Source organism: Aeromonas simiae (assembly GCF_000820125.1).
Taxonomy (GTDB): domain Bacteria; phylum Pseudomonadota; class Gammaproteobacteria; order Enterobacterales; family Aeromonadaceae; genus Aeromonas; species Aeromonas simiae.
In genome coordinates this window covers 75021-93654 of record NZ_CDBY01000051.1, presented here as the reverse complement: position 1 = coordinate 93654, position 18634 = coordinate 75021, and the positions used below count along the sequence as shown (strand labels likewise).

At 65.3% G+C, this 18634-nt stretch carries 19 protein-coding genes and 1 pseudogene; 11 read left to right on the top strand and 9 right to left on the bottom strand.

Annotated features, from left to right (window positions below):
• The first annotated feature begins 88 nt into the window (after window positions 1-88).
• Window positions 89-1120, top strand: a complete 1032-nt coding sequence (locus BN1134_RS09825; protein ID WP_052449464.1) for an AraC family transcriptional regulator — start codon at window positions 89-91, stop codon at window positions 1118-1120.
• 53 nt (window positions 1121-1173) lie between these two features.
• Here BN1134_RS09825 and hutZ read toward each other — a convergent pair whose 3' ends face one another.
• Entirely contained in the window at window positions 1174-1731 is a 558-nt protein-coding gene (gene hutZ / locus BN1134_RS09820; protein ID WP_042046932.1) for a heme utilization protein HutZ, read from the bottom strand.
• A complete protein-coding gene (hutX, locus tag BN1134_RS09815; protein WP_042046931.1) occupies window positions 1724-2227 on the bottom strand; it encodes a heme utilization cystosolic carrier protein HutX in 504 nt (167 codons plus the stop codon). The genes hutZ and hutX overlap by 8 nt, the downstream gene beginning before the upstream one ends.
• A gap of 156 nt (window positions 2228-2383) precedes the next feature.
• On the opposite strand from hutX, the gene BN1134_RS09810 reads away from it, so the two are divergent.
• From BN1134_RS09810 to BN1134_RS09800, 3 genes and pseudogenes are all read left to right on the top strand, one after another.
• The gene (locus BN1134_RS09810; protein WP_156991729.1) at window positions 2384-3217 is read left to right on the top strand and encodes a heme/hemin ABC transporter substrate-binding protein; all 834 of its coding nucleotides are present in this window, start codon (window positions 2384-2386) and stop codon (window positions 3215-3217) included.
• Between the two features lie 12 nt (window positions 3218-3229).
• Window positions 3230-4254: pseudogene (locus BN1134_RS09805) on the top strand (FecCD family ABC transporter permease).
• An 8-nt stretch (window positions 4255-4262) separates the two neighbouring features.
• Window positions 4263-5033 (top strand): heme ABC transporter ATP-binding protein, encoded by a 771-nt coding sequence (locus BN1134_RS09800; protein WP_042046930.1) that lies wholly within the window; start codon window positions 4263-4265, stop codon window positions 5031-5033.
• 30 nt (window positions 5034-5063) lie between these two features.
• Here BN1134_RS09800 and BN1134_RS09795 read toward each other — a convergent pair whose 3' ends face one another.
• Window positions 5064-5663 carry a YitT family protein gene (locus BN1134_RS09795; protein ID WP_042046929.1) on the bottom strand — a complete coding sequence of 200 codons (600 nt, stop codon included), beginning with the start codon at window positions 5661-5663 and terminating at the stop codon, window positions 5064-5066.
• Between the two features lie 242 nt (window positions 5664-5905).
• Between BN1134_RS09795 and BN1134_RS09790 the strand changes: the two genes are divergently transcribed.
• Window positions 5906-6904, top strand: a complete 999-nt coding sequence (locus BN1134_RS09790; protein ID WP_042046928.1) for an NAD-dependent epimerase/dehydratase family protein — start codon at window positions 5906-5908, stop codon at window positions 6902-6904.
• Here the strand turns inward: BN1134_RS09790 and BN1134_RS09785 are convergent.
• Genes BN1134_RS09785 through BN1134_RS09775 form a run of 3 tightly spaced genes read right to left on the bottom strand, consistent with a single transcriptional unit; the run spans window position 6901 to window position 9673 of the window.
• The gene (locus BN1134_RS09785) at window positions 6901-8589 is read right to left on the bottom strand and encodes an ArnT family glycosyltransferase (protein ID WP_042046927.1); all 1689 of its coding nucleotides are present in this window, start codon (window positions 8587-8589) and stop codon (window positions 6901-6903) included. The two genes, BN1134_RS09790 and BN1134_RS09785, sit on opposite strands and share 4 nt — an antisense overlap.
• Entirely contained in the window at window positions 8583-8936 is a 354-nt protein-coding gene (locus tag BN1134_RS09780; protein WP_198133163.1) for a lipid-A-disaccharide synthase N-terminal domain-containing protein, read from the bottom strand. Before BN1134_RS09780 ends, BN1134_RS09785 begins: the two co-directional genes overlap by 7 nt.
• Window positions 8933-9673 (bottom strand): glycosyltransferase family 2 protein, encoded by a 741-nt coding sequence (locus BN1134_RS09775; protein WP_042046925.1) that lies wholly within the window; start codon window positions 9671-9673, stop codon window positions 8933-8935. Before BN1134_RS09775 ends, BN1134_RS09780 begins: the two co-directional genes overlap by 4 nt.
• A gap of 237 nt (window positions 9674-9910) precedes the next feature.
• Here BN1134_RS09775 and BN1134_RS09770 point away from each other — a divergent pair, with 237 nt between their 5' ends.
• From BN1134_RS09770 to BN1134_RS09755, 4 genes are all read left to right on the top strand, one after another.
• Window positions 9911-10726, top strand: a complete 816-nt coding sequence (locus BN1134_RS09770; protein ID WP_042046924.1) for a lytic transglycosylase domain-containing protein — start codon at window positions 9911-9913, stop codon at window positions 10724-10726.
• Between the two features lie 147 nt (window positions 10727-10873).
• The gene (ettA, locus tag BN1134_RS09765; protein ID WP_042046923.1) at window positions 10874-12541 is read left to right on the top strand and encodes an energy-dependent translational throttle protein EttA; all 1668 of its coding nucleotides are present in this window, start codon (window positions 10874-10876) and stop codon (window positions 12539-12541) included.
• A 75-nt stretch (window positions 12542-12616) separates the two neighbouring features.
• Window positions 12617-12940, top strand: coding sequence for a hypothetical protein (locus BN1134_RS09760; protein ID WP_042046921.1), 324 nt, complete (start codon window positions 12617-12619; stop codon window positions 12938-12940).
• A gap of 152 nt (window positions 12941-13092) precedes the next feature.
• Window positions 13093-14421 (top strand): NCS2 family permease, encoded by a 1329-nt coding sequence (locus BN1134_RS09755; protein ID WP_042046920.1) that lies wholly within the window; start codon window positions 13093-13095, stop codon window positions 14419-14421.
• 18 nt (window positions 14422-14439) lie between these two features.
• Here the strand turns inward: BN1134_RS09755 and BN1134_RS09750 are convergent, their stop codons facing one another.
• On the bottom strand, window positions 14440-14784 hold the full coding sequence (locus BN1134_RS09750) for a DUF3135 domain-containing protein (protein WP_042046917.1): 345 nt from the start codon (window positions 14782-14784) through the stop codon (window positions 14440-14442).
• 262 nt (window positions 14785-15046) lie between these two features.
• On the opposite strand from BN1134_RS09750, the gene mog reads away from it, so the two are divergent.
• Window positions 15047-15583, top strand: a complete 537-nt coding sequence (mog, locus tag BN1134_RS09745; RefSeq protein WP_042046916.1) for a molybdopterin adenylyltransferase — start codon at window positions 15047-15049, stop codon at window positions 15581-15583.
• Window positions 15584-15798: 215 nt separating this feature from the next.
• On the top strand, window positions 15799-16527 hold the full coding sequence (locus BN1134_RS09740; RefSeq protein WP_042046915.1) for a carbonic anhydrase: 729 nt from the start codon (window positions 15799-15801) through the stop codon (window positions 16525-16527).
• 61 nt (window positions 16528-16588) lie between these two features.
• On the opposite strand, the gene BN1134_RS09735 is transcribed toward BN1134_RS09740, so the two are convergent.
• Together BN1134_RS09735 and BN1134_RS09730 are read right to left on the bottom strand one after the other, a co-directional pair.
• Entirely contained in the window at window positions 16589-17506 is a 918-nt protein-coding gene (locus BN1134_RS09735) for a pseudouridine-5'-phosphate glycosidase (RefSeq protein WP_042046913.1), read from the bottom strand.
• The gene (locus tag BN1134_RS09730) at window positions 17500-18591 is read right to left on the bottom strand and encodes a PfkB family carbohydrate kinase (RefSeq protein ID WP_042046910.1); all 1092 of its coding nucleotides are present in this window, start codon (window positions 18589-18591) and stop codon (window positions 17500-17502) included. The genes BN1134_RS09735 and BN1134_RS09730 overlap by 7 nt, the downstream gene beginning before the upstream one ends.
• Between the last annotated feature and the right edge of the window lie 43 nt (window positions 18592-18634).

Below are 18634 nucleotides of genomic sequence, written 5' to 3'. Positions count from 1 at the left end.
ATGGCGGGCTGAGAAAAGGAAGTGAGGCGGACAGATCTGAACAAGGAGTTGTTCGGAACCACAACAGGGATGTTCAGGAGGAAGAGACATGAAACGGCGTCAGCACAAGCAAAGTGAGCTGCGCAAGGAGATCATCAATGTCGAGTTTTGCAGCACCACGTCTGCCCGTGACTGGATGAGCCAGATTTGCGGCCCCCATGAGTTGGAAACCCCTCATCCTCACCACCTGCGTTTTCACCATCAGGGCATACGCCTGGGTCATCTGGCACTGGGTATGCTCGCCTACGAAACCGACGTCAGCATCAAGACCGACGATCTGTTGCACAGTTACAGCATCAGCCTGCCCATCTCGGGCACCCAGCAGTTTGAACACCTGAAAAGTTGCGTGGAGTCGGATGCCGAGCAGGGACTGATCATCTCGCCAGGCCACCCTTTTCGTCTCTCACTCGATGCCCACTGCCGCAAACGTCAGGTGCGGGTCTCCCGGGAGGCGCTAGAGCACAAGCTCGCCACCCTGCTCAACCGCGATATCACCCGACCGGTGATCTTCGAGCCCGGCATCGCCCTGAACGGCGAAATGGGGCTCTGGTGGCACACCATCGGCTCGCTGAGCAACATGCTGCTCAACCCCTACTCCCTCGTCGACCACAGCACCATCTGGACGGCCTATCAGGACATTCTGCTGTCGCTGCTGTTGCAGCATCAGCCCCACAACTACAGCCAGCAGCTCGAGGCCCGCCTGCTCAGACGACCGGATTACTTGCACGAGCTGGTCAGCATGATGGAAGAGATGCTGGATCAACCGCTGACGCTGGCCGATCTCGAACGCACGGCCGGCGTCGCCAAGAAGAAGCTCTATCACGACTTTCACCACTTCTACGGCTGCTCTCCCATCGCCTATTTCCGGGAGCTGCGGTTTCGGGAGGTGCGCCGGCGCCTGCTCAATGCCCAGCGCCACGAGAGTGTCTCGCTGATCGCCCTCGACTGCGGTTTCAGCCAGCTGGGCCGCTTTGCCAAGGAGTATCAGCAGCGCTACAACGAGCTACCCTCGTTCACCTTCACTCAGGCCATGGCGTCGACGGCCACTGAGTTGAGCAGCCGAGCCCGCCCATGGCCCTGATGCCGCAGAAAACAGAACGGGCAGCCGTGGCTGCCCGTTGCTCCTCTTCGCCCTTAGCGCAGCTCATCGGCTGGGGTGGCGATCTCGGCATCGTTGTCGATGCGCCTGTGCCCCTCGGCCAGATGAACAACATCCACCAGCTCGTCACCGCTCACGCGAAACGCCTGGCCGAATCCCTTCACAAACAGCCCCTGCTCGGGCGTTAAGCGAAACAGCACGAAGTCCTTGAGGTTGGAGAGCCCGCTAACAATCTCGCCAAAGCGCCCCTCCAGCGCCGCCACGGCGACGGTCCAGCGGGGATCATCGCGCGCCACCACCTCGGCGCTGGCATCGAAGGTGAGCCGCTTTCTGGCAAACAGCTCGCGGGCGGCCCCTTCATCCTCGATCAGCATCAGCGAGACACGCGGCACCTGCTGCAAGTTGCGGGCATGGCGGGCGATCTCGGAGATGAGCACGTAATAGCCATCTTCTTGCAGCACGAACGGCGCATAGCTGGCGTTGGGCACCCCTTCGCCATCGACGGTGGCCAGCTGCACGGTGCGGCAGGCGTCGCGAAACGCACGGATCTCCGGTTGCAGCCTGCCTTGCAGGCGCTCTTGACGTTCACTCATGGATGACTCCCTTGCGCAGGGCCATGAAGCGCGCCACTTGCTCCGGCAAGAGGTGGCGCTGGTGGTCACGGCCCAGATAGATCTTGAAGATGCAGCGCCCCGCCGCATCGAAAAACTGGAAGGAGTGCCCCTCCTTGCCCATGAAACGCTTGCTCACCAGGGCGATGTGGGCCACGGCGTCGAGCTTGAGGTGACCATGCAGCTCATCGTCGCGGCCCATCAGGTTGTAGTAGCCACGCGCGCACTTGCCCGGCGGGAAGGGGGCCTTCACCTCGAAGATTGAGCCGCAAGACTCGACAATCGTGGTGACGGGCCCCCAGTCGGCCAGCTGCCCCAGCAGTGACTCGGCCTGCTCCCCCGGCAGCAGGGTCACCAGCTCGGCCGGCAGGTGGCGCACCACGTCCCACTCGCTCACCCCCAGGGTGGTGGCGATGCGGGAAGGGTGCAAGTCCGGATCCTCGGTCAGCAGGTGGTGGATCTGTTGTGCAATGGTCATCGTCTCCCCATCGTTCTGCACGCTCAACGTGAGCACTACTTTACGAGAAGAGAATGAATAAATGCAATTGATAATAACTATCATTACCAGTGCATTTTGATGTTGCCCTTGTTATGCTGCGGCCCACCCTCATTTTCCTCTCTGGAGCCACTTGCCATGGAGTCTCGTATCGGACGCGTGCTCTGCCGCATCGCCCTCGCCACCCTGCTGGCTGCCCCATCCCTCTCTGCTGCCGAGCGCATCGTCAGCATTGGCCCCGCCACCACCGAGCTGTTGCAGGCGCTCGGAGCGGGGGAGCAGGTCATCGCCACCGACCTGAGCAGCCAGGGCCTCAAGGTGCCCAAGGTCGGCTATCACCGGGCTCTGGCCGCCGAGGGGATCTTAAGCCTGGCGCCGAGCCGGGTCATCGGCAGCGACGAGATGGGGCCGCAAGCGACCCTCGATCAGCTCACCCGGGCCGGGGTCACGGTGAACGAGCTACCCACCGCACCGACCCTGGACAACCTCTACCAGCGCATCGACACCCTGGCCGGGGTGCTCGGCCGCGCCCCCGAGGCCAAGGCACTGAAAGAGAAGATCGCCGCCGAGGCCGAAGCCCTGGCGGCCCGACGGGCCGGACAACCGGCGCGCAAGGTCGCCTTCCTGCTGCTGCACAAAGGGCAGCCGCTGAGCCTGGCCGGCGGCGACACCACGGCGGCCGCCCTGATCCGGCTGGCGGGGGGTGAGCACCTCGGGGCCGCACTCCAGGGTTACAAGCCCATCGCCGCCGAATCCCTCATCAAGATGCAGCCCGAGCTGGTGCTGGTGAGCGGCCGCGAATGGCAGCACTATCAGGATGCCGCCACCGTACTGGCCGAGGTACCGGCGCTGGCCGCCACCCCGGCCGGACAGCGCGGCGCCATCCACGCCATCGATGGGCAGGCCCTACTGGGGGGCCTCTCCCTCAGCGCCCTGACCCAGGCCCGCCACATCACCGATTGGATGCGCTGAGTCATGGCCACACTGCGCCGCCTGCCCCTGCCGCCTCTGCTGCTGGCCTTGACTGGCCTGTTGCTGTTGCTCGGCCTGCTTTCGCTGGCGACCGGGCCACTCTCGCTCAGCCTTGGCGAGAGTCTCGGCGCCCTGCTGCCGGGCTCGACCCTGGCCCCCCACCAACAGCTGGTGGTGCAGGAGATCCGCCTGCCACGCACCCTGCTCTGCGTCGCGGTGGGCGGGATCCTCGGTCTGTGCGGCGCCGTGATGCAGGGCCTGTTTCGCAATCCGCTGGCCGACCCCGGCATCATCGGCGTCTCGGGCGGGGCCGCGCTCGGGGCGGCGCTGGCCATCGTACTGTTGGCGCCGCTCGGCACTGACCTGCAACGCACCATCGGTGTTGGCGTGCTGCCCCTGCTGGCCTTTCTCGGCGGCGCGCTCACCACCACCCTGGTCTACCTGCTCGGCACCCGCGAAGAAGGCACCTCGGTCACCGTCATGCTGCTGGCCGGGGTGGCCATCACCGCCCTCTCTGGCGCCGCCATTGGCCTGCTCACCTACCTGGCCGACGATCAGATGCTGCGCAACCTGAGCCTGTGGCAGATGGGGAGCCTGGCGGCCGGCAAGCCGGCCGACGTCCTGCTCGCCATGCTGACGCTGGGGCTGCTGCTGGCGCTGTTCCAGCGTGACGCCGGCCCCCTCAACGCCCTGCTGCTCGGGGAGTCGGAGGCGCGCCACCTCGGCGTGGCGGTGCAGCCCCTCAAACGGCGCCTCATTTTGCTCACCGCCGCCGGGGTCGGTGTGGCGGTCGCGGTGTGCGCCTCATCGGCTTCATCGGCCTCGTCGTGCCTCATCTGGTGCGCCTGCTGGCCGGCCCCAACCACCACCGCCTGCTGCCGCTGTCGGCCCTGCTCGGCGCCACCCTGCTGCTGGCCGCCGACATGCTGGCCCGCACCCTGCTGGCCCCAGCCGAGCTGCCGGTCGGCATCATCACCGCCCTGCTCGGCGCCCCCTTCTTTCTCTGGCTGCTGGTGCAGGGGCGCAAGCACCTCTAGGAGTCTTCATGCCACTGCTGACCTGCCGCCAGCTCACCCTGCTGCGCAGCGGCCGCCGCCTCCTCGACCGGCTCGATCTCACGCTCGAGGCGGGCAGCGTTACCGCCCTGCTCGGCCCCAACGGGGCCGGCAAGAGCAGCCTGCTCAAGTGCATCAGCGGGGAGCTGGCCTGCGATGGGGAGATAACCCTGTTCGGCCGCCCGCGCGAGGCATGGCCGGCCAACCAGCTGGCCCAGCGCCTCGGGGTGCTGCCCCAGAGTTCGTCGCTGAGCTTCCCCTTTTTGTGCGAGGAGGTGGTCGCCATGGGACGGCTGCCCCACAGCGAGCCTGGCCACCAGCGCGATCGCATCACGGCGGCGGCCATGGCGCACGCCGGGGTGAGCCACCTCGCCGGCCAGCACTATCCCTCCCTCTCCGGGGGCGAGCGCCAGCGGGTGCAGTTTGCCCGGGTATTGGCCCAGCTGTGGCAACACCCCGACACCCCGCCAGCGCCGCGCCTGCTGCTGCTCGATGAGCCCACCTCGGCGCTCGATCTCAAGCACCAGCACCAACTGCTGACCATGGCCCGCGCCCTGGCGGGACGCGAAACCGCCGTGCTGGTGGTGCTGCACGATCTGAACCTGGCGGCGCGCCATGCCGATCGACTGGTGATGCTGGCACAGGGTAATCTGATGGCCGACGGCCCACCGCGCGAGGTGCTCACTCCCCCCCTGATCGAGCGGCTCTACGGCTACCCGGCGCGGGTGCTGCACGATGGCGACACTCCGCTGGTGGTATGAAAAAGGGGCCCCAAGGCCCCTTTTCGTGATTCAGGCCACCTGATAGCGGCCCGGCTTGTGGTTGAGCGTCAACACCAGGTTACAGAAGATGGCCGCCACGATGGAAAGCAGCAGCAACCAGGGCGACACCACGAAGAAGGAGGCGATGACGATGGCGCAATCGAGCCCCATTTGCAGCTTGCCGGCGCGAATGCCGACGCGCTCCTGAATAAACAGCGCCAGGATGTTGAAGCCACCCAGGCTGGAGCGGTGGCGGAACATGATGAGCAGCCCCATGCCGATCAGGGAGCCGCCGATGAGGGCGGCGTAGAGCGGCTCCACCTTGCCAATGAGCAACACGGCGTTGAGGTGATCCGTCATCCACGAGACCGCCGCCACCGAGAGGAAGGTGTTGAGGGTGAAGCGCGGCCCCATGCGCAGCCAGGCCAGCGCGTAGAAGGGCAGGTTGATGCCAAAAAAGAGCAGGCCAAAGCTCACGCCCGTGATCTGTTGCAGCAGCAAGGCCAGACCGGCGGTGCCGCCGGTGAGCAGCCCCACCTGGTGGAACAGGAAGATGCCGAGGGAGACAAAGCCCGAGGCGGTCAGCAAGGCGAGAGCATCCTCATAGAGGGGATGGGGGCGGTTATCCATAACATGTACCTGTTGGCGACAAGAGAGAAACGGCAGATCCTGATCACTGGATCGGGTGATGCTGGCGAGTCTATTTTCGGTGAGCCGGATCACAATAGCCCGGTGATGCGCCCCAAAACAGGGCGCGTCATTCTGGCGTTACACGGGCTGCACCAAAATATTACAATGGCGCCCCGACTCCCCCGCGGCCCGGCCACCGTATAGCATCAAGCTAAGGCAACCTCATCGAGAAATGGTGTGAGATGAACTATCTGGTTACCGGCGCTGCCGGCTTCATCGGCTTTCATGTGGCGGCGCGCCTGTGTGCCGCCGGCCATCAGGTGGTCGGGCTCGACAACCTCAACCACTACTACGACGTCAACCTCAAGCGGGCGCGGCTGGCGAGGCTGCTGGCCCTGCCCGGCTTTCGCTTCGTCGAGCAGGATCTGTGCAACCTCCCGGCCATCAACAGCCTGTTTGCCGAGGGGCGCTTCGAGCGGGTGATCCACCTGGCGGCCCAAGGCGGGGTGCGCCACTCACTGGAGCAGCCGTTCGCCTACAGCGAGAGCAACATCACCGGCATGCTGAGCGTGCTCGAGGGGTGCCGCCACCATGGGGTCGGCCACCTGATCTATGCCTCCTCCAGTTCGGTCTACGGCCTGGAGGGCAGCTTGCCCTCCCGCGCCGATGCCCCGGCCGGCCACCCGGTCTCGCTCTACGCCGCCAGCAAGCGGGCCGGCGAGCTGATGGCCCACTCCTACTCACACCTCTACGCCATCCCCACCACGGGGCTGCGCTTTTTCACTGTCTACGGCCCCTGGGGGCGTCCCGACATGGCCCTGTTCAAGTTCGTGCGCGCCGCCCTCGCCGACGAGCCGCTCGATCTCTACAACCACGGGGAGCTGGCGCGGGATTTCACCTACATAGACGACATCGTCGAGGGGGTGCTGCGCATCACCGAGCGGCCGCCCCAGGGGTGCCCGACCTGGCGGGGAGAGGCCGATGCCAGCCCGGCCCCCTATCGGCTCTACAACATCGGCCATGGCGAGCCGGTGCGCCTCGAGACGTTTGTCGAGGCGATCGAGCAAGCGCTGGGGCGACCGGTGCGCCGGCGCCTGCTGCCGATGCAGCCGGGGGATGTGGCGGCCACCTGGGCCGACAGCGCCCCGCTGCTGGCGACCACCGGCTACCGGCCTCAGACCGGAGTCTGCGAAGGGGTCAAGGCGTTCGTCGACTGGTACCTGGACTACTACCGGGTCTAAAGCACGGGCCGGTAGCGGTAAGGCTCCAGCGTGATGGGCAGGCCACGGCACGACGCCTTGAGCGCGGCGGCATCGGCCAGCCACCAGTCGGTGCGATGGCGATGGCCGAGGCGCGTCATCTGCGCCGGCTCAAAGCACAGGCCCATGATGTCGCTTGGGCCAAGCACTCGGCGCATCGGCGCCCCGACCACCCAGGCCGCCGCCGCCCGCCCCTGCTCCTCACCACCGAGGCGATAGCCGTAGTGGCGCAGCGGCGAGCGGGCAAACAGCAGCTGCTGCTCCTTAAATCCGGTCACGAGCAGCTCCCCTTGCGGGGGCAGCCGGGCGGCCGCCTCGGCCATGATGGCCGCCGGGGTGCGCAGCGTATTGAGCTGCACGCAGATCCAGCCCGAGTAGATGAGCCAGCCCGCGCCCAGCACGGCGCAGACGGCCGTGAGCGGCGCCCGGCGCAGGCGCAGCGTCAGCAGCAGGGCCAGCAGGCCAAACAGCAGCAGCGGCAGCCACAGCGCCTCCCCTTCCCCATCCAGCCTCGCCAGCAGGCGCTCGCTCAAACGCAGCGCCAGCGCCCCGCCCATGCCCACCAGCCCCAGCAACATGCCAAGCCCGAGCAGCAGCCGCGCCGGCCAGCGCCGTTGCAACACCCGGCCGATGAGGGGGGCCGCCAGCAGCGCCAGCGCCGGGGTGGCCGGGGTGAGGTAGACCCCGCGCTTGCCGGCCGAGAATGAGAAGAGCAGCACCACCAGCAGCAGGTAGCCAAGCAGCAGGATGAAGCGGTGATCGCGGCTGCGCACCGCCTTGACCCACTCGGGGATGAGCCAGGGTAGCAGCAGCGAGAGGGGCAGCCAGAACAGAGGGATCACCTCGGTGACGTAGTACCAGAACGGCTTGAGGTGGTGCCAGGCGTCAAAATAGCGGGTCACCGTCTGGCGCAGCAGGATCTCGTCACGGTAGGCCAGCAGCTGGGGATCGCCGCTCTGGCTCACCGCCAGCAGCATGGGGGCCAGCCACAGGGCCATGGCCGCCGCCATGACAGGCGGCCCGGCCAGCGCCGCGAGCCAAGCTCGCCACCTGCTCGCCCGAACGGCCTGCCAGTGGGTCAGCAGTGCCGGCAGCAACACCAGCAGGGCCAGCACGCCGATGCCCTTGCTGATAACCCCCAGCCCGGCGGCAAACCAGCCGAGCCAGTACCAGCGCCAGCCATCGCCACACAGCAGGAAACGCAGCAGGCCGTAGAGGGCCAGCATCACGAAGGCGGTGGCAAACAGATCGATCTGCGCCGTCTTCGCCTGCAAGGTGAACTGGAGGGTGAACAGCAGCAACAGGCCGGCGCTAAAGCCGGTCTCGCGCGACCAGAGGCGGCGGCCGAGATCCCACACCAGCGCCAGAATGAGCAGCGCCGCGCACAGGGAGGGCAGCAAAAAGGCGATGCGCAGCGATCCGGTCAACTGGTAACCGAGGGCGATGGCCCACATGAACAGGGGCGGCTTGTCGGCATACAGCTCGCCGCCGCGCATCGGGAACAGCCACTGATCGCTTTGCACCATCTGCAACGCAGCCAGGGCAAAGCGCGGCTCGTCGGCCGGCCAGGGGTCGCGCAGCCCCAGCCCGGTTCCCAGCAACAGCAACGCCAGCAGCAACAGGCCACCCAGCGACTGCTGGCGCAGCAAGAGACGATCGCTCACCATGGCTCACCTCGCGCATCCCCCTTGCGGCCACGCCAACCCCGGTGACGGATGTCGAGGTAGAGGCTGTAGCCGGCCGTGAAGGCGGGAAACAGGTTTTGCAGCGCCCCCACCGAATCGCGCTGCGGGGAGAGCAGGAAGTAGCTCAGCGCCATCAGGCTGCCGAGCACGCTCATGTACCAAAAGAGGCGCGGGATCACCGGCCTTCCGGCCCGGCGCGAGGCCCAGAACTGCACCAGCCAGCGGCTGCCAAACAGCAGGGCGCCGCAGTAGCCGACCAGCGTCCAGCCGGTCAGCTGCCACGCCTGCGGCACCGGCCACGGCAGGGGAGCGGTCAGCCACTCCATCATCCCTTCCACTCCTGCGCCTCAACCACCCGAGTACGCCGCAGCAGCCACCAGACGCCGAGCACATCCAGCAGACCGGGCCAGAAGCGGTTGCGCACCCCGTACTTGGAGACCCCGGCCCGCCGTGGCCTGTGATTGACCGGCCAGGGGGCCATCTCTGCACCCTGCGCCCGCAGCAGGGCGGGAATGAAGCGGTGCATGTGATCAAAGGCCGGCAGCCGCAGATACCAGTCGCGGCGCACCACCTTGAGGCCGCACCCCGCATCGGGGATCCCATCCCCCAGCAGCGCCCCCCGGTAGCGATTGGCGAGCCAGGAGGAGAGGCGCTTGATCCAGTCGTCGCGGCGCACCACCCGGTGGCCAATCAGCCCCACCCGGTGCGCTGAGCCGGCGAAACGGCACCGCGCCTCGGCCAGCATGGCCGGAATGTCGGCCGGGTCGTTCTGGCCGTCGCCATCGAGCACCACCAGCCATGCGCCCCTTCCGCAGCGCGCCCCACTCAGCACCGCCATGCTCTGGCCGGCGCAGTGGGCGTGGCGCACCACGCGCAGGGTCGGATAGCGGCGGCCCAACTCGCCGAGCAACGCCGCAGTGCCATCCTGACTGCCGTCATCGACGATGATGAGCTCATGGGCCTCCTCCGCCAGTGCGGCGCCTATCTCGGCCACCAGCGAAGCCAGGCTGTCGCACTCATCCTTGGCTGGCACCACCACGCTCACCCGGATCTCCTGCTCAGTCATGGCCCCTCCTGCCCCCATCTGGCTCACCCTCGATTATGGCCCAGCCCAGTGGATGAAAACATGACCAGAGCGCCGTTCCTGGCCCCCCACTCCCCCTTGGCCACGTGGCCAGGAGAAAAAGTTCCATATCGTTTCGTTCTCTGTCATGACGGGAAAGAACAACAGGATCCACTGCCAGGCTGGCGAAACCCCAGCTCGATTCCTATATCTGTTGAGGCATGTCAGGAGAACATCTCAATGAAGGACACCCTCCTCTGCCGCTGCTGGCCCCTGCTGCTGGGGCTGCTGCTCGGCGCGGCCGATGCCACCCCCTTCCGTCAGGCGCCCAAGGCAGTTTCGGCGCTGCAACGCGGCCAACAGGTTGAACGCAGTGGCCAGATAGGTCAGGCCATCGCCCACTACTGCACCGCAGCCAAGCTCGGCAACCCCGAGGCCTACTACCGCATCGGCCGCCTGCTGGTGCGCCGCAATGCCCGCCAAGCCAACGCCTACCTCGCCATGGCCATGCGCCTTGGCAACCCACAGGCGGCGCGCTATTACAACAACAAGGTCGGCAACGCCCCCCTCGGCCACTGTGGCGCCGGCGGTGGCGGCGGCGCCCCCTTCATCCGTCCTGACACCCCCTTTAACATGGAGCGTTACCTGGCCCGCCAGACACCGGCCAAGCAGCGGCTGGCCACCCTGATCCGTCAGGCGGCCCAGCGCCATCGGGTCGATCCCAAACTGGCGCTGGCCATCGCCATCGCCGAGTCCAACCTCGACAGCGGCGCCATCTCGCCGAAAAATGCCCAGGGAGTGATGCAGCTCATCCCGGCCACCCAGCAGCGCTTCGGCGTGACCCGGCCGTTTGATGCCGAGCAGAACATTCGTGGGGCCATGACCTACCTCAAGTGGCTCGAGGGGCAGTTCGGCCGCGACTGGGTGCGGATCAGCGCCGCCTACAACGCCGGTGAGAATGCGGTCACCCGTTATGGCGGCATTCCCCCCTATCAGGAGACCCAGGAGTATGTGCAGCGGGTGCTCTACTACGGTGGTCATCCCCGGCCCCATTAGCAGCCTCGCCTGGCGCCGGTCGCCTTTATTTTCCCCTTGGTTTACAATCGGCGGGTTTTCTGGAACCGGGGCTGCGCCCCGGCCCCACCTCGGCCCCAGGGAGCGGGCGCGTCTGCCAGCATCCTGAAAAGAAAAGAGAATTAGCCAATGGCTCAATTTATTTACACCATGAACAGGGTTGGCAAGGTCGTGCCGCCCAAGCGTCATATTCTCAAAAACATCTCCCTCTCCTTCTTCCCGGGCGCCAAGATTGGCGTGCTCGGCCTGAACGGCGCCGGTAAGTCCACCCTGCTGCGCATCATGGCCGGCATCGACACCGAGATCGAAGGGGAAGCCCGTCCGCAGCCCGGCATCAAGATTGGCTACCTGCCTCAGGAGCCCAAGCTCGATCCGGAGCAGACCGTGCGCGATGCGGTCGAGGAGGCCATGGGCGAGGTGAAACGTGCCATGACCCGTCTCGACGAGGTGTACGCCGCCTACGCCGATCCGGATGCCGACTTCGACAAGCTGGCCAAGGAGCAAGGCGAGCTGGAGGCGATCCTCCAGGCCCACGACGGCCACAACCTGGACAACCAGCTCGAGCGCGCCGCCGATGCCCTGCGCCTGCCGGCCTGGGATGCCCAGATCAAGCACCTCTCCGGGGGTGAGCGCCGCCGGGTGGCCCTGTGCCGTCTGCTGCTGGAAAAGCCGGACATGCTGCTGCTGGACGAACCCACCAACCACCTGGACGCCGAGTCCGTGGCCTGGCTGGAGCGCTTCCTGCACGACTATGAAGGCACCGTCGTGGCCATCACCCACGACCGTTACTTCCTCGACAACGTGGCCGGCTGGATCCTGGAGCTCGACCGCGGCGAGGGCATTCCCTGGGAAGGCAACTACTCCTCCTGGCTGGAGCAAAAAGACGCCCGTCTGGCTCAGGAAGCCAGCACCGAGGCGGCCCGTCGCAAGTCCATCGAGAAAGAGCTGGAGTGGGTACGCCAGAACCCGAAGGGGCGCCAGGCCAAGTCCAAGGCCCGTATGGCCCGCTTCGAGGAGCTCAACACCAACGACTACCAGAAGCGCAACGAGACCAACGAGCTGTTCATTCCGCCCGGACCGCGCCTCGGCGACAAGGTGGTGGAAGTGGCCAACCTGCGCAAGTCCTACGGGGATCGGGTGCTGATCGATGATCTCTCCTTCACTATTCCCAAGGGCGCCATCGTCGGCATCATCGGCCCCAACGGTGCCGGTAAGTCGACCCTGTTTCGCATGATGTCGGGCCAAGAGCAGCCGGATGCCGGCAGCATCACCCTGGGTGAGACCGTGGTGCTGGCCTCGGTGGATCAGTTCCGTGACAGCATGGATGACAAGAAGACGGTGTTCGAGGAAGTCGCCGACGGTCAGGACATCCTGCGTATCGGCAACTACGAGTTCCCGAGCCGGGCTTATATCGGCCGCTTCAACTTCAAGGGCTCCGACCAGCAGAAGCGGGTCGGCGAGCTCTCCGGTGGTGAGCGTGGCCGTCTGCATCTGGCCAAGCTGCTGCAAACCGGCGGCAACGTGCTGCTGCTGGATGAACCGACCAACGATCTGGACATCGAAACCCTGCGCGCCCTCGAGAACGCCCTGCTCGAGTTCCCCGGCTGCGCCATGGTCATCTCCCACGACCGCTGGTTCCTCGACCGGATCGCCACCCACATCCTGGACTATCAGGACGAGGGCAAGATCGAGTTCTTCGAAGGCAACTTCACCGAATACGAAGAGTGGAAGAAGAAGACCTACGGCGCCGAGGCCATCCAGCCGCACCGCGCCAAGTACAAGCGCATCACCAAGTAAACCGGTGAAGCAGGTGAAGGGGAGCCTCGGCTCCCCTTCTTGTTACGCCCCCCACCTCCAGACCGGGAGAGCGTCATGCCACTACCCAAGCTGACCCTGCTGTTTCGCATCGAGCCCGGCTGCCTCGGGCCGGATGGGCCGCAGCATATCGCGCCGTTTTGCACCCTCGCCATGCAACTCTTCCCACGCCTCGAACCCGACAGGGTGCAGTGGCAGATTGTCCCGCGCCACGACAAGCGGCTCGATGAGCTGGAGTTTCACCTGGCCAGCCGCCGCCTCAGCGAGGAGCAGGCGAGCCAATACCTGGCCCAAACCGGCGTCAGCCTGCCCCAGCTGCGTGAGCGCATCGATGAGACCCTGGCCAGGCTGGTCGAGCGTTATCTCGCCTCACTGGATTGAGTGACCGGCCCCCTGCGACTCCCTTTTTTAAAAACGTTTGTCTTTCGGCGACGTTGCGGTCATTTTCCCGTTTGTGAGCGCCCCCCCTTGTGCCAAAATGTGCGGTCTGGTCACCCAGACCATCCCCCAACTGGAATCAAACGGAAAGAGAGATGACCCAATCGCACCACGCCACCGGGCAGGGAGTGCTCGAGCGCCTGTTCGGCCTGAAAAGCCATGCCACTGATGCCAAAACCGAGGTGATCGCCGGTATCACCACCTTCCTGACCATGGTCTATATCGTGTTCGTCAACCCGCAGATCCTCTCCAATGCGGGCATGGACACCCAGGCGGTGTTCGTCACCACCTGCCTCATCGCCGGTATCGGCAGCATCCTGATGGGACTGCTGGCCAACCTGCCCATCGCGCTGGCCCCCGCCATGGGCCTCAATGCCTTCTTCGCCTTCGTGGTGGTCGGCGGCATGGGGTACTCCTGGCAGATTGGCATGGGCACCATCTTCTGGGGGGCCATTGGCCTGTTGATCCTCACCGTGTTCCGGGTGCGTTACTGGCTCATCGGCAACATCCCGCTCTCCCTGCGGGTCGGCATCACCGCCGGTATCGGCCTGCTGATCGCCCTGCTCGGCATGCACAATGCCGGCATGGTGGTGGCCAGCCCCGCCACCATGGTGACCGTCGGCAAGCTCACCTCCCTGCCCTGCCTGCTCGGAGCGCTCGGCTTCTTCCTCATCTGCATCCTCTCTTCCAAGGGGATCCACTCCGCCGTGCTGATCGCCATCGCCGTCACCACAACCCTCGGCTGGGCCTTCGGTGACGTCACCTTCCAGGGCGTGGTCTCCCTGCCGCCGAGCATTGAGCCGGTATTCGGCCAGCTCGATCTGATGGGCTCGCTCGACATCGGTCTGGCCGGCGTCATCTTCTCCTTCATGCTGGTCAACCTGTTCGACTCGTCGGGAACCCTGATTGGCGTCACCAACCGCGCCAAGCTGGCCGATGAGCGCGGTCACTTCCCGCGCATGAAACAGGCCCTGATGGTCGACAGCGTCAGCTCGGTCGGCGGCGCCTTCATGGGCACCTCCTCGGTCACCGCCTACATCGAAAGCAGCTCCGGCGTGGCCGTGGGCGGGCGCAGCGGCCTGACCGCCGTGGTGGTGGGGTTGCTGTTCCTGCTCGCCATCTTCTTCTCCCCGCTCGCCGCCATGGTGCCGGCCTACGCCGCCGCCGGCGCCCTGATGTACGTGGGGGTATTGATGAGCTCCGAGCTGACCCGGGTGGAGTGGGACGATCTGACCGAAGCCGTACCGGCCTTCATGACCACCGTCATGATGCCGTTTAGCTTCTCCATTACCGAAGGGATCGCGGTGGGCTTTATCTCGTACTGCGTGATGAAGGCCGGTACCGGCCGCTGGCGCGAGGTCAACCCGTGCGTACTGGTGGTCGCCCTGCTGTTCATCCTCAAATTTGTGTGGGTGGACCACTAAGAAACAGAGCGGCCGACATCATGTCGGCCGTTTTTTTCTGCTGCGCCACTCTTGCAACGAGATCACCTGCCCCTCGCCACTGGCGGGCTGAGCCGTCAGCTCTTCTTGTAGCCGGTTCAGGCTGTGGCCCAATTCAGTGCAGTGGGCACGCAACATACGCGAGAGACGCACGCAGCGCTCGATGGGGTTGTGAGAGAGTCGCTTCTCGCAGTCGATCCGAAACTGTAACCCCCGCAGCCGCTCGCGGCATTGGGGAGTGGCCGCCTCCAGCAGGGCTGAGATCTGGGCCTCCAGCAAGGCATCGAGCGCCCCCTCATCCTGTTGTGCCAGCGCCTTGAGCGTGTCGAAATCGGGCAGTGACATGGTATCCCTCGGCAATTGCGCACTTTTCATCCACCCTTGCAATACAGCACGCAACCTTCCCCCCTTCCATGCCTTCCTGCCCGCTCATTTCTACCGGCCCCATAGCATGAGAAAAAAAGAGCGGCTTTTCAGAACGTTGGAAACGTGCCATGAGGCCAAGCACGGCTAGAATTTATTCTCCTAATAATCCTTTGGATATTCTCATCTGCCGCAGTCTGACAGGGCATGGTAAGGTGTGCCGCGACAGCAACAGGAGGCAACCGTGAACCAGAAACCCGCCCGTATCGGTATTCTGACCGTCAGCGATCGCGCCAGTGCCGGCGTCTATGAAGATCTCTCGGGTCAGGCCATCATCGATACCCTCAAGTGCTATCTCACCTCGGAGTGGGAGCCGGTCTATCGCCTGGTACCCGATGAGCAACCCCTCATCGAGCAGACCCTGATCGCCCTGGCCGATGAAGAGCAGTGCTGCCTCATCGTCACCACGGGAGGCACAGGCCCGGCCAAGCGTGACGTCACCCCAGAGGCAACCGAAGCGGTATGCGATCGCATGATGCCGGGCTTTGGCGAACTGATGCGCGCCGAGTCGCTCAAGTTCGTGCCGACCGCCATCCTGTCGCGCCAGACCGCCGGCCTGCGCGATGACAGCCTGATCGTCAACCTGCCGGGCAAGCCCAAGTCGATCCGCGAATGTCTCGATGCCGTCTTTCCGGCCATCCCCTACTGCATCGACCTGATGGAAGGCCCCTATCTGGAGTGTGATGAAACGGTCATCAAGCCGTTTCGCCCCAAGAAATGAGTCAGCGGCGGGGGGTCACAAGGCCCCCCGCCGGTTATCCGCCAAAAGATTGATCCGCCCCAAATCTCCCCCCCAGGTCATCGGCCATGATGATGCGCCCTACGCCGTGATGGAGCCAGACGCCGCTCCTCCGGGAAAACAACAGCAAAACAACTTACCCCGGTCGCCTCTTCGCTGTGCCAAGAGGCCTTGTTCCGTTCACTCTGGATATGGATATGAAGATAAACACTCTCGGGCTGACCTGCGCCCTGCTGCTCTCCACTCCCGCCATGGCCGCCCCGCACTGGGGTTATGAGGGCGCCGAGGGCCCCGATCACTGGGCCAAGCTCTCCCCCGATTTTGTGGCGTGCGCCGGGCAGAACCAGTCGCCGGTCAACATCGAGGGCACGGTCGAGGCGACCCTGACCCTGCCACAGGCAAACTACCAGCCTGGCGGCGCGAGCATGATCAACAATGGTCACACCCTTCAGGTCGACTACGCCGCGGGCAGTACCCTGCTCATCGACAAGCAGCCGTTCACCCTGAAGCAGTTCCACTTCCACGCCCCGAGCGAAAACCAGATCCGCGGCCAATCCTATCCGCTGGAAGCGCACCTGGTACATGCCAATGACAAGGGGGAACTGGCCGTGCTGGCCGTCATGTTCGAGGAAGGAGAAGCCAACCCACTGCTCACCGACGCCTGGCACCACCTGCCACTGGCCACCGGGCAGCGCATTGCGCTCAAATCTGCCCTGGATGCCGGCCAACTGCTGCAACCCCGGCTGGATGTCTATCGCTTCAACGGCTCCCTCACCACCCCCCCGTGCAGCGAAGGAGTGCGCTGGTTGGTGCTCAAACAGCCCATGACCGCCAGCGCCGAGCAGATTGCCGCCTTCAAGGCGCTGTTGCACCACCCTAACAATCGTCCGGTGCAACCGATCCACGCCCGCCAGATCCTGGAATAAGCATCACCAGGATAAACGGCGCCGCGCCGCAAAAACCAAAGAGGGCCGAACGGCCCTCTTTTCATGCTGCCGCCATGGCAACGGCGATGCGCGCCCCCAGCTCGGCGTTGTTCAGTACCAGCCGGATGTTGGACGCCAGGCTCTCGCCCCCGGTCAGCTCGCAGACCCGGGCCAGCAGGAAGGGGGTGGCGGCCTTGCCCTTGATCCCTCGCTCCTCGGCCTCTTGCAGTGCCTGGTGGATCACATCGTCAATGTCGGCCTTGGGCATGGCGTAGGGCTCAGGAATCGGGTTGGCCACCACCACGCCGCCGCTCAGCCCCAACTCCCACTTCAGGCGCAATGCCTTGGCGATATCCTCCGCCGAGTCGAGGCGGTAATCCACCTTGAAGCCGCTCTCGCGGGTGTAGAAGGCCGGCAGCTCCTCGCAGCCATAGCCGATCACCGGTACCCCTTGGGTTTCGAGGTACTCCAGGGTCAGGCCGATATCGAGGATCGACTTGGCACCGGCGCACACCACCGCCACCTCGGTACGGGCCAGCTCCTGCAAGTCGGCCGAAATATCGAAGCTCTCCTGCGCCCCGCGATGCACGCCGCCGATGCCGCCGGTGGCAAACACCCGGATCCCGGCCATCGCCGCCACGATCATGGTCGATGCCACCGTCGTGGCCCCCATTCCCCCACCGGCCAGCACAAAGGGAATGTCGCGCCGGCTGCACTTGATCACCGCAGCGCCCCCCTGCCCAAGCGCCTCGAGCTCAGCCGTCTCGAGCCCCACCTTGAGCCGGCCGCCCATGATGGCGATGGTGGCGGGCACGGCGCCGTTGTCACGCACCACCTGCTCGACCCGGCGCGCCGTCTCCACGTTCTGTGGGTAGGGCATGCCATGGGAGATGATGGTGGATTCAAGCGCCACCACAGGGCGGCCGATGGCCAAGGCATCGGCCACCTCAGGCAGCAGATCGAGATGCATGTTCAGCATGGATACTCCTCCAGGACTCTCTGTGCGGCGGCCCGTGAAAGGCCGGCAAACACGGTATCTTCACTCCCTGCGGCCAAGGCGGCGCAGGCCAGGGCAAAGCGGGCGCTCTGATCCATCGCCATCCCCTGCAACCAGGCGTGCACCAGCGCCCCCATGAAGGCGTCGCCGGCCCCGGTCACATTGACTACAGGGCTCGGCAGCACCGGCAGGTGGGCCTGCTGCTCGCCATCGCTGTAGTAGATCCCCTGCACTCCTAAGCTGAGGAACAGCCGCTTCACCCCGGCGCGGTGAAACCAGGCCGCCACCATGGGCCAGCTCTCCGGGCCGGCAATCGTGATGCCGCACAGGCGCTCGGCCTCCAGGCGATTGGGCTTGAGGGTATGGATGGCCGGCAACCAGGGGCGGATCTTCTCTACCTTGGCCACCGAGACGGTGTCGACGAAGAGAGGCAGATGACCGTAGCGGTCAAATAGCCAGCCGAGGCTCTGGCTCGAGAGGTTGGTGTCGAGCACCAGGGCGTGGGCGGCGCCGAGCAGGCCATCGAGCGGGGCGAGGCGCTGCGGGGTCAGCGACTCCAATATGCTCATGTCATTGATGGCGCACAGCATTTCACCGCTGCCGTCATGCAGGCTCAGGTAGCATGAGGTGGGTTGACCATCGAGCACCAGCACGTGGCGCATGTTGATGCCGGCCTGCTGGCTGGCCTCGATGAGGCGCTGGCCATGGGGATCGTTACCCACGGCGGTGATAAGACGGGTATCGGAGCCAAGGCGAGCCAGGTTTTCGGCGATGTTGCGCGCCACCCCGCCGGCCGCCGTATGCACCCAACCGGGATTGGAGTCACCGCCGCGCAGCTCACCGTGGACGCGGCCGCAGATATCCATGTTGGCGCCGCCGATCACCACGGCGTAGGGCCCCTCGCGCAGCACATAGCCGCGCCCCATCACATATCCCTGCCGCATCAGGCTGGAGATGTGCGTGGCCAACGCCGATCGGCTGATGCCGAGCCGATCCGCCAGCTCCTGCTGCGGGATCATCGGATCTTCGCGCAGCAGCCTCAGTACCTCTTGCTCTCGTTCCGTCATAGACAAACACCCAGAGGTCAACTTTTGTCCATTATTTCCTCTT

What these genes read in the sequence shown, in the direction of transcription:
- BN1134_RS09825 (WP_052449464.1), top strand. Translation starts at nt 89, where the DNA reads ATGAAACGGCGTCAGCACAAGCAAAGTGAGCTGCGCAAGGAGATCATC.
- hutZ (WP_042046932.1), bottom strand. Translation starts at nt 1,731, where the DNA reads ATGAGTGAACGTCAAGAGCGCCTGCAAGGCAGGCTGCAACCGGAGATC.
- hutX (WP_042046931.1), bottom strand. Translation starts at nt 2,227, where the DNA reads ATGACCATTGCACAACAGATCCACCACCTGCTGACCGAGGATCCGGAC.
- BN1134_RS09810 (WP_156991729.1), top strand. Translation starts at nt 2,384, where the DNA reads ATGGAGTCTCGTATCGGACGCGTGCTCTGCCGCATCGCCCTCGCCACC.
- BN1134_RS09800 (WP_042046930.1), top strand. Translation starts at nt 4,263, where the DNA reads ATGCCACTGCTGACCTGCCGCCAGCTCACCCTGCTGCGCAGCGGCCGC.
- BN1134_RS09795 (WP_042046929.1), bottom strand. Translation starts at nt 5,663, where the DNA reads ATGGATAACCGCCCCCATCCCCTCTATGAGGATGCTCTCGCCTTGCTG.
- BN1134_RS09790 (WP_042046928.1), top strand. Translation starts at nt 5,906, where the DNA reads ATGAACTATCTGGTTACCGGCGCTGCCGGCTTCATCGGCTTTCATGTG.
- BN1134_RS09785 (WP_042046927.1), bottom strand. Translation starts at nt 8,589, where the DNA reads ATGGTGAGCGATCGTCTCTTGCTGCGCCAGCAGTCGCTGGGTGGCCTG.
- BN1134_RS09780 (WP_198133163.1), bottom strand. Translation starts at nt 8,936, where the DNA reads ATGATGGAGTGGCTGACCGCTCCCCTGCCGTGGCCGGTGCCGCAGGCG.
- BN1134_RS09775 (WP_042046925.1), bottom strand. Translation starts at nt 9,673, where the DNA reads ATGACTGAGCAGGAGATCCGGGTGAGCGTGGTGGTGCCAGCCAAGGAT.
- BN1134_RS09770 (WP_042046924.1), top strand. Translation starts at nt 9,911, where the DNA reads ATGAAGGACACCCTCCTCTGCCGCTGCTGGCCCCTGCTGCTGGGGCTG.
- ettA (WP_042046923.1), top strand. Translation starts at nt 10,874, where the DNA reads ATGGCTCAATTTATTTACACCATGAACAGGGTTGGCAAGGTCGTGCCG.
- BN1134_RS09760 (WP_042046921.1), top strand. Translation starts at nt 12,617, where the DNA reads ATGCCACTACCCAAGCTGACCCTGCTGTTTCGCATCGAGCCCGGCTGC.
- BN1134_RS09755 (WP_042046920.1), top strand. Translation starts at nt 13,093, where the DNA reads ATGACCCAATCGCACCACGCCACCGGGCAGGGAGTGCTCGAGCGCCTG.
- BN1134_RS09750 (WP_042046917.1), bottom strand. Translation starts at nt 14,784, where the DNA reads ATGTCACTGCCCGATTTCGACACGCTCAAGGCGCTGGCACAACAGGAT.
- BN1134_RS09740 (WP_042046915.1), top strand. Translation starts at nt 15,799, where the DNA reads ATGAAGATAAACACTCTCGGGCTGACCTGCGCCCTGCTGCTCTCCACT.
- BN1134_RS09735 (WP_042046913.1), bottom strand. Translation starts at nt 17,506, where the DNA reads ATGCTGAACATGCATCTCGATCTGCTGCCTGAGGTGGCCGATGCCTTG.
- BN1134_RS09730 (WP_042046910.1), bottom strand. Translation starts at nt 18,591, where the DNA reads ATGACGGAACGAGAGCAAGAGGTACTGAGGCTGCTGCGCGAAGATCCG.